Raw genomic sequence first — 16,875 nt, 5'->3', positions numbered from 1 at the left:
CTTGTTGAGCTGGGGGTTTACCGGGCAGGGGGGCTGTTTTCATTTAGTTGTTTCTTGGGGCGGGCCGAGAGGATCAGGCCGTCGAAGTCGACGGGCTGCCAGCGGTCGCGGCCTGCGGTGCGGGCGGCCCATCCCTGTTCGTTGGCGGCGGGTTCGATCAGGATTGCCTGGCCGTCGCCGATCCGGGTGGCCAGGAGTTCCCAGAGGCGGTCGCGGATTCGGCGGCTGGGGTTGCCGACGAACACGCCGGCGCTGGCCTCGACCATCCAGCGGGTGAGGTGTCCGCGGAGACCTTCCGGGGCGGCGATGAGGATGATGACGGTCATGGTGTGGGCTCGGTGTCGTTGATCTCGGGGCCGATGACCGCGATGTGGTTGTCGGTCATTCCGTGTGTCGAGAGGTCTGCTCGGCCGGCGTAGTTGGTGCCTCCCGGGACGGTGCCGAGGTGCTCGTCCCACAGGAGGTTGGCTTCGGAGTCGTCGAAGTCTGTTCCTTCGGGGGTGAGCAGGTTCTTGACGTCGGTCACGATGCGGCTGAGGAGTTTGTCGCGGGCGATGAGGTCACGGAGGCCGAGTCGTGCGTCGCGTTCTTCCGTGAGGCCTTGTGCGGCCAGGTCGAAGGCCAGCGGGATGGTGTATTCGGCCTTGTAGAGGTCGGCGATGTCCAGGACGAAGGATGTGGCCTTGCCGGTGTGGACGAAACCGAGTCCTGGGCTGGCACCGAGTCCGATGACGACGGCGTGGCAGATGCCGTACAAGGCGGCGTTGGCGGCGGACAGGAGGCGGTTGAGGTCGTCGCCTGCCGCGAAGGCGTCGCCGGCTTTGTAGACGCGGCCGTGCCAGGTGACTCCGGTGCGTTCTGCCTGGGCCCGGTAGAACTTGCGGATGCGTGTGCCTTCGCGGCCTCGGAGCTGCTGCATGGTGAGGGCGGAGACGTCCTCGCCGGGGAAACGCATGCGGTACATGGCGCGGGCGACGGCGAGGCGTTCCTTGGGCCGGGTGACGAGCCAGGCCTGGCGGTGAAGGAGGCCGGCGCCCCGGCTGGGGCCGAGACCGGCCGCGTACATGCGGACGCCTTGTTCGCCGACCCAGCACACGGTGGTTCCGGAGTCGGCGAGCAGGCGGATCGCGCCGTGGGTGACGCGGGTGCCGGGGCCGAGGAGCATGACGGCCACCATCGCCGCGGGGACCCGGACGGTCTGCTGCTTGTTGATGATGACGACGGCGTTCTCGTCGCGGTCCAGGTGGCTTCGCTCGACGTAGACGCTGGAGACGCGGTCGACGAGGCGGTGCAGGTCCTGGGGGTCGGCCTTCCACCAGATGTCAGGCACGGGTGTTCATGCCCTTTCGGTGAGCGGGGCGAGGGTGAGCAGGCCGCATCCGTAGGCCTTGGAGGGACCGATGCCGGACAGGAGGCGTTCGGTGAGGAGGGCGGAGTCGGTGACGCGCAGGTGTCCCTCGAACGTCACCGTGTTCATGACGACGTGGGCTTCCTTCGCGGTGACGGGTCCTTTGCCGAAGGAGCGGCGTTGGCGGGTGGTGATGCGGATGTCGCGGGGTGGCTCTCCGTCCGCGCCGTGGGTTTCGTCCAGGTTCGGGGCCACGGGGATGTCGAAACCCCAGCGCGCGGTGCGGGTGAGGAACCAGTCGAGCTGGGCCGCGGCCGTGCGGTGGCCGACGCGGAAGCTGCGTCGGTCTCCGGCGTCGATGCGTTCCTGTTGACGCTCGGTGGGCTTGTCGGGCCGGTTGGTGTTCTGGACGGGGTTGGCGGTGAGGCGGAAAGCGAAGCTGCGGCCCGGTGCCAGTTGGCGCAGGAGCGGCACGTAGTCGCGTACGGCGTAGTGCTCGCCGTCGGCGCCGGGCCAGCCTGCCCGTTCCACCAGGTGGGTCCAGTCCGGTTTTTCGGTGGTGAGGACGAACAACTGGGGGCGGTGGGGGTTGTCCGGGTCGAGCCGCCACAGGGTGCGTTCCTGTTCGGGCAGGCCGGGAAGGCCTCCTTCGACCGCGGCGTGCATGGCGCGAGGACTGGCGAGGAGTTTGCGGCTTTCGGCGCGCAGGGGGTTGATGCGGATGCGGGAGAGATAGGGCATGTGGATCACCAGCCCAGGAGGGCGAAGGGGTCGTGGCCGCCGGTGATCCGGGGCCGTGCGGGGTCAGGCGTGAGGCCGGTGGGGGCCGCGAGGTAGGTGTGCCGGGTACGGCGGGTGGTGAAGGTCCGGTTCGTGGGGGCGAAGGACAGGGGCACGTCGTCGCGGACTTCGTCTCCTGCCGGGTCTTCGAGAGTGGCGGGAAGGTCGATGTGGGCGGCATCGCCGTTCTCGCGCCCCCACCGCTTGCGTACCGCGGGGGCGGCCTGCCAGGGCTCCGCACGCAGCACGTCCTCAAGTGAGCCGGTGCGCGGGCCGAGGGCCAGGGGTTGCGCGGGTACACAGGACCGGCGGCCGAGGGCGAGCGGGAAGGCGGGGTGGCGTACGGCATGTCCGAGGGTGGCGATGAGCTCGCGGGGGCCTTCCACCGCCGCGAGGAAGACGGCGTCCTGGAGGTAGAAGCGCTGGGTGATGTGTGTGTGCTTGGCGGGTGAGGTGGGCTTCTGGAGGCCCTTGGCGGTCACGGCGGCGGACGGGAGCGGTCGGCTGCGGTAGTCGCTGACGGTGTGGTAGTCGCGCAGGATGCTGCCGGGCTGGTCGATGCGGATGCCGAGTCCGAGGTCCGCGAGGTCGTCCAGGGCCGCGTGGCGGGAGCGGCCCTCAGCGGCGGCGAGGAGGCCGATGATCCCGGATTTTGTGGGTTCGGGCCGGGTCTCACGGCGGTTGAAGACGCTGCGGTCGCCCCATGACTGGAGCGGGGCGGCGAGCCGTAGCAGGAGGACGGAGGTGCGGTCGGGGGCGGTCATGCCTGTTCCCCCAGGGCCGTGGCGATCCGAGCGCGCAAGGTGGTGCGCAGGTCGGCGAAGGTGACGGGTTCGCCGAAGGCCTGGGTGAGCGTTTCGGCGGTGTCCTTGGTCCGCAGGTCGCGGGTGGTGAACGTGTGGCTGGCCGCTCCGTAGAGGGGGGTGTCGCCCCATACCTGTGTGGCGGTGATGTGCTCCTCGGCCAGGCGGCGGGCGGAGTTCGCCTGGATGCCGGCTTCCGCCGCGACGGGCTCCTCGAAGGCGGAGACCAGGTTGACGGGCTGGTCGCTACGCACGACGACGGCGACGAGGCCGGGCCGGGTCCGGTGGGCGAAGGAGTTCTGGTAGCCCGTGGGTACGGACAGCGCGAAACTGTCGACGAACCGGTCGAGGGCGTCGAGGGCGGCTTCGGTGTCACCGCCGAGGTTGTCGGTGAGCTGGGCGAATCCGACGGTGGCGTAACGGTAGAGGGTGGCGGAGTTGAAGCCGATGGTGCCGATCATTCCGGCACCCGTCTCGTCCTGCTCGTTCTGGTCGTCGACGGCGGTGAAGTAGTCGAACTCGAGCTGCGTCTCATGGGTGGAGAGCGCGTGGGCCACTTGCACGGCCGCGTCGACGTTGAGCTTGGGGATGTCGGCGACCATCCGGCCGAACAGTGCGACGCCCACGGGGTGTCCGGTCCTGAAGCTCTCCGCGACGGGCAGTTCCTTGACCGCTTCGGTGAGCGCCTTCTCGTCCAGGGCCACGAAGTCGGCGACGCGGTCTGTGACGAGTGCGGCCACGGCGTCGAGCTGGGCGTTGCCGTAGAAGAGCAGGTACGCGGTGTCTCCGGCCTTCTTGCCCTGGCTCAGGCCGAGCTGGGCGAGCAGGGCGGCGGCGATCCGGCCGGCGTCCTCGCGGTCCAGGCCGGTGGGCCGCGAGATCCGGGTGGCCAGCTCGCTGGTGATGCGCTTGGTGCGGGTGGCGCGGTCGTGCTCGGGGGCCTGAGCGTCGAAGTGCCGCCGGGACGCCCGCTTCCACGCCTGGGAGGAAACACGAGAACGGCGGACGCCGCCGTAGACGGCCTCCTTGGGGTTGCCCTGGTCGTCCCGGTTGAGGTTGGCGGGCGGGACGGTCTGGACGACGTGCACATCGATGTAGAGGCGCTGGGTCATCGGGATTGCTCCAGGTCGTATGGGTGAGCGGTACTCAGCCGGTCTGCGGGCGGATACGCGGAAGCGGGAGGAGGCGGACGCCGACGGCGGGCGGACGTATGCGGCAGGCAGGCGTCTACGGCGGGCGGACGCCGGGCTTGCTGTCGGTCAGCGGCCGAGTCGCGGAGATGCCGATCTCTGGGTCCAGCCGTAGTAGTCCAGGCCCCAGCGGCGGCGCACCCGGGAGCGGGACTCGGGCCGGTGCCAGTCACGGATGTCGGAGGCCAGGCGGTCGTAGTCGAGGGGCTGCTTGATGTCCTTGAGCTGGGTGACCAGGCCGCGCAGCCGGAGCTGGAGCGCCGGTGTCGACGTTGCGGAGAACGCCTGCTGGAAGCGTGAGTCGACGGCCTCGTCACTGGTGCGGTCGTGGCGCCGCAGCTCAAGCACGGCCCGGCCGAGGCCGGCTCCGTCACGGTGCATCGGCCGGTCCTGGCTCTGCTGGTGCAGCCCGTAGAGGGCGAGCGCCATGTGCTCGGCCTCCTGGTCGTCCGAGACCTCACCGCGCCGGGCGGCGAAGTCGTCGACCGGACAGGTGTAGAACGGGAACATCTCCAGCACGGTCCCGGCGGGACGGCCCAGCCCGCGGCGCAGAACGGCGAGGTCCTCCCCCGGCGGGCGCTGCATGGCCGCGTTGTCGTTCTTGCTGCGCCAGGTACCGTCCGCGGCGATGTAGCGGTGCCAGATTCTCTGCTTCGTGAGGTCTTCTTCGGTCATGACCGTGTCCAGACGTGATGAGGGACGCTGTGCCGCACCAGGGCGGGCCGGCACGCGCCGGTTGGGCATGGCCGGATCGCCCGGCCGGGGCATGGCGCGTGTACGGCACTTCAGAAGGTGCCTTGGCGCCTACTTGTGGTCGGGGTTGCTGCTGTCGCGCCGAACGGCGTCGGCCCGGTGGAGGATCTCCGCCCGTCGCCTGAGGAAGGACGCCTCGGCGAGCGGGACGCGATGCGTACGCTCCGGCTTCCCCTCCCCCGGGGAGATGCTCCTCCCCACGAAGGCTCCTACGGGTACCGCCTGCAGGAGGCGGTCGGCGATCTCCCAGCTCCGGCGCCAGGCAAGCTGTTCCCAGGCGAGCTGACCGGCTTCGATGCGCTCCAGGTCGTCCAGCCCGCGCATCCCTGTCAACAACCGCCGCACCAGAGGGTCCAGGGCGTGCAGGACGAGTTCACCGGGGCGCTGGCCCTTGTCCCACGGGATCGGTTCGGCGCCCAGCGCACGCCGCAGGTCAGCCGAGAGATGGTTGACCGCTGTGGCCAACTGCTCGGCCTGCTCGGCCACTTCCAGGAGTGCGGAGCGGATGTCGCTGTCGGCGCCAAGGGCGGCGAGCGGGAGGGGCAACGCATCGAACATGACGTCGTCGATGACGGCCGACTGGTTGCCGTACGCGACACCGGAGAGCTCCACGCGCAACGGATAGGCCTCGCCGAGTTCAGACACCAGGCCACCGGCCTGGTCCAGCAGCTTGCTCGTGGCGAATCCGCTCGTCCTCTCCCCGGCGTCCCGGGACTGTCGCTCGGGTGCCAGGAGCGCGTCGAGCCCGCGCCAGGCAGCCTTCCCGGGCTGGAGGCGCAGCGGACGGCGTGGCGGCGCGGTGCCGCCCCTGCTTCCTCCCGGGTTCCGGCGGCCGGTCGGCTCCACGCGCCACATGGTGTGGGGCTCGGTCTCGGGCGTATGAGGCATCCGGTCCCCCGCGGCGACCAGTACGCGGGTCACCCGCAGACCTTCATCGGTCGTTTCCGGAAAGAGCCGGGTCCGGCGGGACTGCCACGTCCACAGGTCCAGGAGCCCCTCGGGTACCCGCACCTGCCACTGGGGGGTGCCTGCCGACCGTGGGTCTGCGGGCTCTCGCCTCCTCCACTGCGGCAGGTCGGTCGATGTCGGCGGGGCTCCGGCCGGGAGGTTCAGCAGCAGCGTCTCGAACAGCGTCGTGCCGACCAGCAGAGTGACGCCCATCTGCCCGAGCGGCCCGGTCGGGTTTCCGGTGGTCTTGCCCGCCTTCGCCTGCGGGTCGCCCACGACACCCGTCTTGATCGCTGCGGTGTCCCAGCACTGCGTGTGCAGCAGCCAGTGCACCGCCTGCGCCGGAGTCAGCAAGAAGGGATCGCCCTCCGTACGCGAAGCAAAGATCGGCACGTTGTTGCCGGTGGCGGCGGTCGCAACGATCAGTCCGGCGCTCTTGGTCTCTCCCTTCGCGGTACGCAGGCCGGCGACCTGGCCGAAGGGATGCACCGGATCGAAGAGGTCGAACATCCCGCGGTGCGCGTCCAGATACGCCTCAAGCCTCAGACGTTGCTCCTGCGACCACTGCCCCGTGGAGTACCAGCTCGTCCACTCGCGCTCATCGGCCGGACGGCCCAGGGCGTCGAAGATCACGGGCAGCAGGACCTGCCGGAACACAGCCGGTCTCTGTGTGGGGATCTCCGTCACCAGGTCGCCGAACTCGTGCGCCTCCAGCAACGCCGTACGCAGGGAGCGTTCCTGTGCGGGTCCCCCCGCGGCCGACGGTAAGAGCAGCCAGGGATCGTCCGTCAGGGAAAAGCCATGAACCATCGGTGCCCCTCAATGGAATCTTCTGTGTTTAACGCTAGCGTGACTCTCAGGCATGCACACGCCTTCTCCACAACCAGGTGCAACAATCCGGCCATTGACCCCGTCTCCGGGTCTGACGTCCCGGAGACGGGGATGATCCCCTTCTTTGTTTGCACGGCAGATCGGGAATCACGTCGTCCCCGTGCGGTGCGGGGTGCCGAGCCGCCGGACGCCAGTCCGGCGGCCCACCGGCCCCGTTGGACCCGCTGCAAGCGCAACCGCAACCGCAACCGCAACCGCAACCGGCCGAGTCTCTACAGCTGCCGGAGACCGAGATCGTCGTCGTACGACACGGTGAACTCGCCCAAACGGGCCGTGCGCGACGCATCCAGCACCAGGGCACGGCTCCGGCGCAACCACGGATGCCCGTGCCAGCCGGGCAGCGGCCCCAGCTCCAGCGCTGGTTGCGTGAACTTCGACGGCAGCCGCACCGCCGAGCCCAGCACCTCGTCCAGCACATCCGGTGCCACATCTCCGTTGACGCTCAAGGCGCGCCCCGCCAGGGTCCGGAAGACCGCGTCCCGCTCGTCCCGGACCACCAGGACGACCTCGACCGATTCATCACCGTCGCGCACCGCCGCCCGCAGCGAATCCTCATTGCTGCCCGCAGTGGACCCGCCGTAGTGCAGGCCCGCCAGCGTCCGGCGCTCGTGCTCACCGTGCGGAGTCAGCAGGAACTGCCGCGCCTCTTCGGCACGGGCACGGTTCCGGTCCCCCTGCTGCCGGCAGGCCACCTCACCGGCCTCCTGCCACTCCTGGGGCAGCAGCGCCGCATCCGCCCCGTACACCTTCTCCACCAAGCCGGGCACGTCTCCCGGGATCGACCACGTCTCGCCCGTACCGGGCAGCACGGCAGCGGTCCGCAGCAGCAGATGACGCCCGTAGATCATCTCGCTGGCGAACGCGCAGGCCGGCTCACGGCCCTCACGCGGCTCGAAACCGGTGACGAACACCTGCGGCACGCGCAGCCGGTCCGGGCGCCACGTGTTCGCGTGCCGGTGCAGCCGTCCGACGCGTTGCAGCAGGAGATCGACGGGGGCCAGATCCGTGACCAGCACGTCGGCATCGACGTCGAAGGACTGCTCGGCGAGCTGGGTCGCCACCAGGATCAACCGGCTTCCCCGGGGCCGCGGCGTCCGCGGCCCCAGCAGACGCAGGCTCTCCTCCGTCAGATCGGCACGCCGGGCCACCGTGAAACGGGCGTGCAGAAGGCGCACTTCGTCATCACCGAACCGCCCGCGCAGCTCCTCGTAGAGACTCTGCGCCCGCGCGACGGAGTTGCGGATGACGAGCGCGGTCCCCCCGTCGACGAGTTCCCTCGCCAGCACATCGCCTACACCGGCATCCGCCTCCGCCTGCAACAGCTCCCGTTCCGCACGTGTGGATCGCGCCCCGGGCACGGTCTCCGGCACCACTCGCACCGCCACGTCGAGGTCCTCGCGCCAGCTGTCCGTCGCGTCCACATGGAACTGGGCCTCCCCGGAGGCCGGCAACCATGCTGCCGTGACGCTCGGATAGCCCTGCGGAACCGGAATGTCCGCCCGGAACTCCTCCCGTGACGCCGCACCCGCGAGATACGCCTCGAACAGCGCCTGCCGCTGAGCGGGGGAAAGCGTCGCCGAGAGAACGACCACGGGCACTCCCGCCTGGCCCAGCCAGCGCAGCGCCTCCGTCAGGAACTGGCTCATGTACACATCGCACGCGTGGACCTCGTCCAGCACCACGACCTTGCCCGCAAGCCCCGCCATCCGCAGCATCACATGGCGCGTGCGGGTGGCCGCGTACAGGAGCTGATCGACCGTGCCGACGACGAACGGAGCCAGCAGCCCGCGCTTCGACCCGAGGAACCAGTCCGCCGGGGCCTTGCGCTCATGCCCTCCGCACCCTTCGGACTCGACCCCGTAGGGGTCCTCGTCCATCCCGAACTCGTCGACTCCTCGAAACGCCTCGTCCACGGATGTCCCCGCGTTCCCCAGCAGAGCTTTCCACTCACGGTTGAAGGCCCTCTTGCCGTGCAGCAGCACCACCCGGGACGCCAGATCACCGTCGATGGCCTCCACCCACCGCCGGGTGCGGGTGAACATGGGATCGCTGGTCGCCTGCGTCGGCATCCCCACGAAAACGCCGTCCGCCCCGAATCTGGCCGCCAGGACTTCCGTCGCCGCCTGAGCGGCCTCCGTCTTGCCCTCCCCCATGGGCGCCTCGATCACCATCAGCCCCGGGCCGCCCATCCTGCGGGCCGCTTCGACCACCATGACCTGCGAAGGGCGTGGCGCGTACCCGAACCGGTCCCGGAACGCTTCGGGCGCCGGAACGGTGAGGGCACCCCAGCCCCGCTGGAGACCCAGGGCCTTCCACGCCGACGCCGCCCGTTCACGGGAAGCGTCCAGACTCACCGGCCGCAGCTCATCCATGCCGGTGAAGAAGCGCTCGTCACTCGCGATCCAGTCCGCCATGACCACCAGACCACTGAGCTGCAACTGCAACGCCCTGGACGGAACCGTCACGGGCTGCAGCTCACCGAGGCCCCCGAACCCGAGTTCCCAGGTGAACACGTCCAGAACCGCCTGCTGAACCTGACGCCACCGTCCCCTCCCCCGCAACTGCCCCTTCGCCTGATTGGGCTCCTGAACGTCCCGCAGCGAAGGAAACGCACCATGGTGCCCGGCCACCAACGGCCACACCCAGTCCACCTGCTCCGGGCCCCAGCCGGCCGAGGCCAGCAGCTCACGCACCATCAGCCCACCGGCCCAGTCGTGCCGCCAGCGCTTCTTGCTCTTCACCCCCGCCACAGCAGCCGACTCGACCCAGGTCAGCCCCGACCGGCGCACCGCCTCCGCGCCCTCGGGCCACAGACGCTGATGCACCGGTGTCGCCTTCCCGCAGTCATGGAGCCCGCACAACCAGGCGAACAACCCCCGCCCCCGCCCCGGCCCGCCGGCGATCCGATCCAGCGCCGAACGTGTCGAACGCGCAAGGAAGCCGTCCCACAACAGCTCCGCGACCGCGGCAGTGTCCAGGAGGTGCGCCATCAGAAGGTTCGTGGTGCCACCCGCCCGCTCCCGCGACTTTCCCCATAACACCTCCAACCCATGCACCACAAAAGGTTCATAACGCTTACTCAGCTGCTGTACATCCACCATGCCCCCACGTACTCACCCGAAGACCACCAGAGCCTAGGGGCCACCACTGACAACACGACTTGAACTGCGGAAACCAACACCCCTGAACCCGGAAGAGGCCCAACACCACCACCACCGCCGAACGACAGCCCGCCATCCGGAAGCACGGGGTTATGGGCACGAGGTCGACCATGACCGACCCCGGTGCCACGCGGCCCTCGTTGGACCATCCCCGCGAGTGCGGGGTCGACGAAGAGACCCGGGACCCCGACATACGGAGCATCGGACCATCCCCGCGGGTGCGGGGTCGACGGTTGTGGTAGCGAAAACCTCCTCGTTCTCCGAGGACCATCCCCGCAGGTGCGGGGTCGACCCGGGACTCGGCATCGGCGAACTCAGGGAAGCCGGACCATCCCCGCGGGTGCGGGGTCGACCCACAGAGCCCCCGCTGGAAACCCTGCGGGGGCGGACCATCCCCGCGGGTGTGGGGTCGACCGTCAGCCCGTCCGCGACCATCCGCAGCACCTCGGACCATCCCCGCGGGTGCGGGGTCGACCGGTTGACGCGGATCATGTCCCCGGCGTGGCCCGGACCATCCCCGCGGGTGCGGGGTCGACTTCCTTGGTGAAGCTGACGCCAAAGCGGTTGATCGGACCATCCCCGCAGGTGCGGGGTCGACGGGTTGGCTTCCAGGATGTCCAGGGCGTCCCGGGGACCATCCCCGCAGGTGCGGGGTCGACCTCGGCGCGGTCCCAGTGCCGTTCCGCATTGCCCGGACCATCCCCGCAGGTGCGGGGTCGACCCTCCGGGGGGTGTGGGGGGGAGCCCGTTCCACGGACCATCCCCGCAGGTGCGGGGTCGACTGCACGGGACCCCACGGCCCCCGGGAGTTCCTGGGACCATCCCCGCAGGTGCGGGGTCGACGCCACCATCACCGCCGCGTAGTACACGCCCGCCGGACCATCCCCGCAGGTGCGGGGTCGACGTTCTCACCGCACCCGCAGAAACAGCCGCGACCGGACCATCCCCGCAGGTGCGGGGTCGACGCGTCGACGGGAAGCGCGGCGGCGGTCAGGACCGGACCATCCCCGCAGGTGCGGGGTCGACCCCCTCCTGGACGTTGAAGGGCGATCCGCTCGCGGACCATCCCCGCAGGTGCGGGGTCGACGACCGGCGGGGGCGGCGCCGGCAGCGGCGTGTAGGACCATCCCTGCAGGTGCGGGGTCGACCACGGCCGGGCGCACGCGCAGGCGCCGGCGGACGGACCATCCCCGCAGGTGCGGGGTCGACGCGACCGCGCTGGCCACCGGCGCCGGGCTCGTGGGACCATCCCCGCAGGTGCGGGGTCGACTCCCGGATCCGCGCCCGTGCCATCGACGCCGCCGGACCATCCCCGCAGGTGCGGGGTCGACACTTGTTGAGCTGGGACTTTACCGGGCGGAGGGGCTGTTTTCATTTAGTTGTTTCTTGGGGCGGGCCGAGAGGATCAGGCCGTCGAAGTCGACGGGATGCCAGCGGTCACGGCCCGCGGTACGGACGGCCCACCCCTGTTCGCTGGCAGCCCGTTCGGTCAGGATCACCTGAACATCGCCGATCCGGGTGGCCAGAACTTCCCAGAGACGGTCACGGACCCTGCGGCCGGTTTTACCGACGAACACACCGGCGCTGGCCTCGACCATCCGGCGGGTGAAGTGCCCGCGAAGACCCTCCGGGACGGCGGAGACGACGGGGCCCCACGCGTACATGCCGGATTGCGGGCGGGAGGCCTTCGAACACCGCTCTCGTCGCTCCTCGCGGAACGGCCCGCTCGGGTGGAGGCAGCTCGATCCCGAACGCGTCCCATGTCTCCCGCCCCCCTCCACGGCTCCACGAGCGCCGACCGCCCCGCGTCCGCCAAGTGTCCACCGGATCGCGGTCCGAGCACATGACCGGGGACCGCCATGTGGAGCCAGGGTCAACGCTACGTCAGCCGCTGAACTCGTCGACCGAAGCCCAGGCAGGTGGGACAGTTCTCGACGCTCCCATGGACGTGCCACGACAAGAGCCCAGGTCACAGCTGCCCAAGACTCATCTGCGGCACGCGAAGACTCGCGTTCGCCACACCGCCATTAGGCGCCCGAAAATGAGTTTCCCAGGTCAGAACGACTCTTCCTGGGATTTCTCTGTGGGGCGGGTGGGACTCGAACCCACGGCCGAGACGACGTGATCAGACGACACACCCAGGCTCTCGCGCAGGGGATTCCCCCATACCGATCACATTGATGCGCGGTCCGGCGGGTCACGGCAGTGACGCTCCCCTCAGTAAGACGGCGGAGGAATAAGGCGGGCCAGTGCGGAAACCGTTGCCGCCGTCGGTGCACCTGCACCGACCTGTTCGTGATCATGCACGCCATCCAGTCAAGTCTTGCGTCATCCCGCTGATTGCGTTGCAGGAGCCTGATGGGGTCCCTATCCTCGTGACCAACGCGTCGACGGAGACGAGTAGCCACGGATCACGCGAGCAGAGAGAGCCGCCGGCAGCTGTGAAGGCGGACTCGCACCCGTGGTGAAGACCCTCCCGAGCGCGGGGAGGAAAGGCCCTCGGGCCTAATGCCCCGCCGGTTTGCCCCCGTCATCGGGCTGAATGAGGCCGCCGCTGTCTGGCGGTGGCAAAGGCGTGGTGGCACCGCGAGTACCCTTCTCGCCCACGCTTCCAAGGGATCATGACGACGCCCCTGGAGGGCTGCGATGATCCACACCACTAGCCGCGTACTGGTTTCCGACCTACGCGCGCACCTCGACCAGACCGTCACCGTATCCGGCTGGGTGAACGCACTCCGGCTACAGCGCAAGATGCAGTTCGTCATCCTGCGGGACCACTCCGGCATGGCCCAGGTGACCCACAAGCGCGACGGCGGCCAGCTCGAAGCCGTCATCGAATCGCTTACCCCCGAGTCCGCCGTCCGGATCACCGGACGCGTCGTAGAGGCGGCCCAGGTCAACCTGGGTGGCCTGGAGATCGTCCCCGAGACGATCGAGGTGCTGAACCGGGCGGAGACACCGCTGCCGATCGACGAGCACACCGGCCCCGAGCACCGGCTCGACTGGCGGTTCCTCGACGTACGCAAGCGGGCCACCGCGCAGATGGTGTTCGCCGCGCAGACGACCCTGGAGCAGGGGCTGCGCGAGTACGCCATGCGGAACGGCTGCACGGAGATGCACACGCCGAAGCTGATGGGCACCGCCTCGGAGTCCGGAGCGGAGGTGTTCAAGCTCGGGTACTTCGACCGGTCGGCCTACCTCGCGCAGTCGCCGCAGTTCTACAAGCAGATGGCCGTGGCCGCCGGCATCGACCGGGTCTTCGAGATCGGGCCTGTCTTCCGGGCCGAGCCGTCGTACACCTCCCGGCACGCGACCGAGTTCACCGGCGTGGACGTCGAGCTGTCGTGGATCGACGACGTCGAGGACGTGATGGCGTTCGAGGAGCGGATGCTCGCTCACGCCATCGCGAAGGTCGCCGAGGTCCACGGTGAGGCGATCCGGGAGGTCTTCGGTCTCGAGGTCGTCGTGCCGGAGGCTCCGTTCCCCAGGGTCACGATGGCCGAGGCGCAGGAGATCCTGCGGGCCGGTGGGTGGGACCCGGAGGGGGTCAAGGAGGACCTGGACCCGGAGGGTGAGCGCACCATCGCCGCCCACATGAAGCGGCTCACGGGGCACGAGTTCGTGTTCATCACGCACTACCCGGCGAGTATCCGGCCCTTCTACCACATGCGTCCGGCGGACCGGCCGGACCTCACGCTCAGCTTCGACCTGCTCTGGAAGGGCCTGGAGATCACCACCGGGGCCCAGCGTGAGCACCGCTCCGACGTGCTGCTCAAGCAGGCGGAGGAGAAGAGCATGGACACCGAGCCGATGCAGGACTACATGAACATCTTCCGCTTCGGCTGCCCGCCCCACGGCGGCCTCGGCGCCGGCCTGGGCCGGATCCTGATGGTCATGCTCGGCCTGGACTCGATCCGCGAGGCCGCGTTCCTGTTCCGGGGACCGAACCGCCTCACCCCCTGAGCCAGGGGTACACGCACTGCTGCCCCACCGCCTGTCTGGCGGTGGGGCAGCTGGGGCTCGCTCAGTAACGGGTGTGGCCGAGGTCGAGCGTCCACGCCTCGGCAGGGTTCTTGTCCCAGTGGTCGCGCAGCGCCAGCTCGCGGTCGGCGTATCGGCCGCGGCGGGACAGGCCGCCGTGGGAGAGGGTGACGCTGAGCGCGAGCGGCGATTCGGTGGTGACCCAGTGCGGTGTCAGGGCGTGGCTCCACAGCTGGTCGCCTGGCTGCATCGTCACCGACTGCCGCTGCGCCTCGTCGTGCGGTGGGGGATCTTCGGCGGTGGTCTCACCGAGGACCGCGGCTTCGGGAGACAGGTGCTTGTCGGGGTTGTGGTAGCTGTGGAAGGTCTTGACCCCCTGGACCTGCCACACCAGACCATGCGAGTTGTCGTTGTGGTAGGTCGAGGCCGCGCCTTCGGTGGACAGAAACAGGATGGGCGCGCACCGCTGCCACGTGAATCCCTGCGACGACAGATAGGTGCGCCAAGGCACCATGACCTCGTCCTGGAAGCCGGCCAGGATCTCGCTGTAGAACCGGGTCAGGTTGAAGTGCACCAGACGGAACGGCCACGTGGCGATCTCCTCGACCGGGGCCGTCCGGAACGCGGCCGTGCGCCCCATGCGCACCGCCCAGTCATCCTCGCCGAGGACCGTGAACCGCACCTCCTCGTCCCGGCGGACGTGGTCGAGGATGTCGATCGCCGGTAGGAACAGGTAGTCGAACGGGACCTGCATGCGGAAGTTCGGCGGCTGCCTCCAGTGGCTGTTGAAGTCGTTGGGATCGGTGACGGAGACCGACGGGTGCACGTGGACCCCCAAGGTCAGGCCGCCGCGCAGTCGCGGGACGCGGGGCGGCAGATGGCGGCGCAGTCGGGTCCGACGCGGTCCGTGGCCGGCGCGTCGAGGAAGGCTCGTATCTCGGTACGTGGGGCGTGGACACTGACCTCGGATGCTCCGTAGGGGCAGTGCCGCACCTCGCCGTCGGCCGACATGTAGAGGGTGGCCGACCGACAGGGGTGACTCTCCTCCTTGGACAGCTGTAGCTGCCGCAGGTCGTCGAGGTAGGACCGGTATCCGTTGGACAGGCGGAAGTACTGGTCGAGTGCCGCCGTGTCGCGCGCCCTCTGGACCAGGGAGTCCTGGAGTGATCGGTTATCCCGGCGCAGGGCGGCTTCGGAGAGGAGGACGGGACTCAGCTGGACGTCGATCCCCGTTCCCGCTACGAGGTCGGCGAGCTGCGCGGCTTCGTCGTCGTCCACATCCCAGTAGGTGAGGTGAAGGACTTTCGAGGGGGTGTCGACGGCGTCCAGCGTCGCGACCGCTGAGGCCGCACTCCGGGTGGTGCGGCCGAGTGTCATCGCGCCCTGCGAGTCTGCGGAGACGGTCACATTGGTCAGAAGGTGGCCGACCTCCGCGAGGGCGGTGACCTCAGCCTCCGAGCGGGCCGAGGTCACCATGGACACAGTCATGCCGAACTGGAGGGCCAGGCGGACGAGCTGCCGGAGGTCCGGGTGGTGGGTCGGCTCACCGCCCGTGAGGCACACGCCCTCGACCCCGTTCTCCTTCAGCCGCGACAGGGCGCGCGTGTACGTGGCGGTGGTGAGGAAGCCGCGGGCGCGGTCGGCCCGGAAGCAGAAACTGCACGCGACCTCGCAGTGCCCCGCCGTCGAGACCAGTGCTGTACGGACCGGGGTGCTCATTGCACCCCCGTGTTGTCCCATACCGCGATGGCCACGGTGTTGGTGTAGAAGGCGCACATCTGCGGGTCGGGCGTGCTGCCGCCGATGAGGGCCTGCTCGTTGCGGGACGGGCCGCCGCAGATGGCCAGCGCCGGGCAGTCGCCGCACGCGGGGATCGGCGCGACCTTCTTCGTAGCCCTTGTGAGGCGGCTGGGGTCCGACCGCAGCTCGTCGAGTGTGTGGAGGAACTCGGGCTCGGTGAAGTTGATGTCGCACACGCTGACCCGGTTGCCGGGCAACAGGGCGGCGTTGAGGCTGCGGTCGCCCTGCATGTGGTCGAACAGCATCGGCCGGCGGGTGTCGAGGGCCTGGAAGGCCCGGTCGAGGACGGAGAAGAGCATCCCGCCCTTCCCGAGCGCGGTCAGGCGGGCCTCGTAGAGCTCCCGGGCCAGGTCCGCGCCGTTAACCCGCCACTTGCCCCCGGTGGGGATGGGCGTGTTGACGTAGATGAACTTGAGGCCGAGGTCGTCGATGATCCACTGCACGCTCTCAGCGAGGCGCCCGATGTTCGATGCCGTCGGGGTGAGGTTGCAGCCAACGTGCAGGCCCTTCGCCTCGACCAGGCGCCGGACGTTGCGGCGGATGCGGTCGTCGGCGGGCTGGCCGCCGAGGAGGAGCCGGTTCGCCGAGTTGATCCCTGGTGGGCCATCGATGGAGATGCCCACCCCGTACTCGCGCTGTACGAAGTGGTCGAGGGCCTCGTCCGTCAGCCGGGCGCCGTTGGTGACGACCGTGCGCCGTACCCGCTGGACGCCGTAGCGGGCGGCGAGGGTGTCGGCGAGTTCGTCGCCATACTGCATGAGGTCGAAGCGGATGGTCGGCTCGCCGCCGAACCACTGGATCGAGACCTCCTCCTGCCCGGCGTTCTGCTCGAACAGGAACTCAAGGCCGGCGGCGAGCTCCTGCTCCGTCATGTCCGGCTTGCCGCTGTTGGTGTCGACGAAGCAGTACGTGCAGGCCATGTTGCAGCGGTCGGTGAGCACCACCCGAAGGCCGCTGATCCTGCGAGGCGTCGGGTCGATGCCCAGGGTGTGGAGGCGGTGGTGGAGTGCTTCACGGCGGTCGGCCGCGGGGCCGTCCTTGGTGAAGCCGAGCCCGGCGAGGGCTAAGTGGGTCGCGGTCGGGGGGACCCCGGCGAGGTCAGAGACCTCGCCGGGGTCGAGAAGCACACTCTCCAGCGTGACCGGGTCGAGGAGGACAGCCTCGCCGTCCCGGTCGTACTGGAAGTATTTCCCCCACAGCAGCTGGGGAGTGGCCACTGG

13 protein-coding genes and 1 CRISPR repeat array are annotated in these 16,875 nt (G+C 69.5%); of the genes, 1 reads left to right on the top strand and 12 read right to left on the bottom strand.

Features of this window, described 5'->3' with window-relative positions:
• Positions 1-17 precede the first annotated feature (17 nt).
• The 9 genes from cas2e (ACIA5F_RS22895) to cas2e (ACIA5F_RS22855) all read right to left on the bottom strand — a co-directional run bounded on the left by cas2e (ACIA5F_RS22895) (position 18) and on the right by cas2e (ACIA5F_RS22855) (position 11,538).
• Positions 18-326 (bottom strand): type I-E CRISPR-associated endoribonuclease Cas2e, encoded by a 309-nt coding sequence (gene cas2e, locus ACIA5F_RS22895; protein ID WP_399355800.1) that lies wholly within the window; start codon positions 324-326, stop codon positions 18-20.
• Positions 323-1,330, bottom strand: a complete 1,008-nt coding sequence (cas1e, locus tag ACIA5F_RS22890; RefSeq protein WP_399355798.1) for a type I-E CRISPR-associated endonuclease Cas1e — start codon at positions 1,328-1,330, stop codon at positions 323-325. The genes cas2e (ACIA5F_RS22895) and cas1e overlap by 4 nt, the downstream gene beginning before the upstream one ends.
• Before the next feature lie 6 nt (positions 1,331-1,336).
• The gene (gene cas6e / locus ACIA5F_RS22885; RefSeq protein WP_399355796.1) at positions 1,337-2,089 is read right to left on the bottom strand and encodes a type I-E CRISPR-associated protein Cas6/Cse3/CasE; all 753 of its coding nucleotides are present in this window, start codon (positions 2,087-2,089) and stop codon (positions 1,337-1,339) included.
• Between the two features lie 5 nt (positions 2,090-2,094).
• Complete coding sequence (cas5e, locus tag ACIA5F_RS22880; RefSeq protein WP_399355794.1) at positions 2,095-2,892, bottom strand: type I-E CRISPR-associated protein Cas5/CasD; 798 nt, start codon at positions 2,890-2,892, stop codon at positions 2,095-2,097.
• Complete coding sequence (cas7e, locus tag ACIA5F_RS22875) at positions 2,889-4,043, bottom strand: type I-E CRISPR-associated protein Cas7/Cse4/CasC (RefSeq protein ID WP_399355792.1); 1,155 nt, start codon at positions 4,041-4,043, stop codon at positions 2,889-2,891. Before cas7e ends, cas5e begins: the two co-directional genes overlap by 4 nt.
• 147 nt (positions 4,044-4,190) lie before the next feature.
• The gene (casB, locus tag ACIA5F_RS22870) at positions 4,191-4,796 is read right to left on the bottom strand and encodes a type I-E CRISPR-associated protein Cse2/CasB (protein ID WP_399355790.1); all 606 of its coding nucleotides are present in this window, start codon (positions 4,794-4,796) and stop codon (positions 4,191-4,193) included.
• A gap of 129 nt (positions 4,797-4,925) precedes the next feature.
• Positions 4,926-6,632: a type I-E CRISPR-associated protein Cse1/CasA gene (gene casA, locus ACIA5F_RS22865; RefSeq protein WP_399355788.1), complete on the bottom strand. Its 1,707-nt coding sequence runs from the start codon at positions 6,630-6,632 to the stop codon at positions 4,926-4,928.
• 293 nt (positions 6,633-6,925) lie between these two features.
• A complete protein-coding gene (gene cas3, locus ACIA5F_RS22860) occupies positions 6,926-9,814 on the bottom strand; it encodes a CRISPR-associated helicase Cas3' (RefSeq protein WP_399355786.1) in 2,889 nt (962 codons plus the stop codon).
• Positions 9,815-10,016: 202 nt separating this feature from the next.
• Positions 10,017-11,205: a CRISPR direct-repeat array (repeat unit 28 nt; unit sequence GGACCATCCCCGCAGGTGCGGGGTCGAC).
• Positions 11,206-11,223: 18 nt separating this feature from the next.
• On the bottom strand, positions 11,224-11,538 hold the full coding sequence (gene cas2e, locus ACIA5F_RS22855; RefSeq protein WP_399355784.1) for a type I-E CRISPR-associated endoribonuclease Cas2e: 315 nt from the start codon (positions 11,536-11,538) through the stop codon (positions 11,224-11,226).
• Between the two features lie 982 nt (positions 11,539-12,520).
• Between cas2e (ACIA5F_RS22855) and aspS the strand changes: the two genes are divergently transcribed.
• Positions 12,521-13,837 (top strand): aspartate--tRNA(Asn) ligase, encoded by a 1,317-nt coding sequence (gene aspS, locus ACIA5F_RS22850; protein ID WP_399355782.1) that lies wholly within the window; start codon positions 12,521-12,523, stop codon positions 13,835-13,837.
• Between the two features lie 61 nt (positions 13,838-13,898).
• Here aspS and ACIA5F_RS22845 read toward each other — a convergent pair whose 3' ends face one another.
• Genes ACIA5F_RS22845 through ACIA5F_RS22835 form a run of 3 tightly spaced genes read right to left on the bottom strand, consistent with a single transcriptional unit; the run spans position 13,899 to position 16,872 of the window.
• On the bottom strand, positions 13,899-14,681 hold the full coding sequence (locus ACIA5F_RS22845) for a hypothetical protein (protein ID WP_399355780.1): 783 nt from the start codon (positions 14,679-14,681) through the stop codon (positions 13,899-13,901).
• Between the two features lie 14 nt (positions 14,682-14,695).
• A complete protein-coding gene (locus ACIA5F_RS22840) occupies positions 14,696-15,574 on the bottom strand; it encodes a radical SAM protein (protein ID WP_399355778.1) in 879 nt (292 codons plus the stop codon).
• A complete protein-coding gene (locus ACIA5F_RS22835) occupies positions 15,571-16,872 on the bottom strand; it encodes a radical SAM protein (RefSeq protein WP_399355776.1) in 1,302 nt (433 codons plus the stop codon). The genes ACIA5F_RS22840 and ACIA5F_RS22835 overlap by 4 nt, the downstream gene beginning before the upstream one ends.
• Positions 16,873-16,875: the final 3 nt, after the last annotated feature.

The organism is Streptomyces sp. NPDC051567 (genome assembly GCF_044454165.1).
In the GTDB taxonomy this organism is placed as follows: domain Bacteria; phylum Actinomycetota; class Actinomycetes; order Streptomycetales; family Streptomycetaceae; genus Streptomyces.
This window is presented reverse-complemented; position numbering and strand designations above follow the sequence as displayed.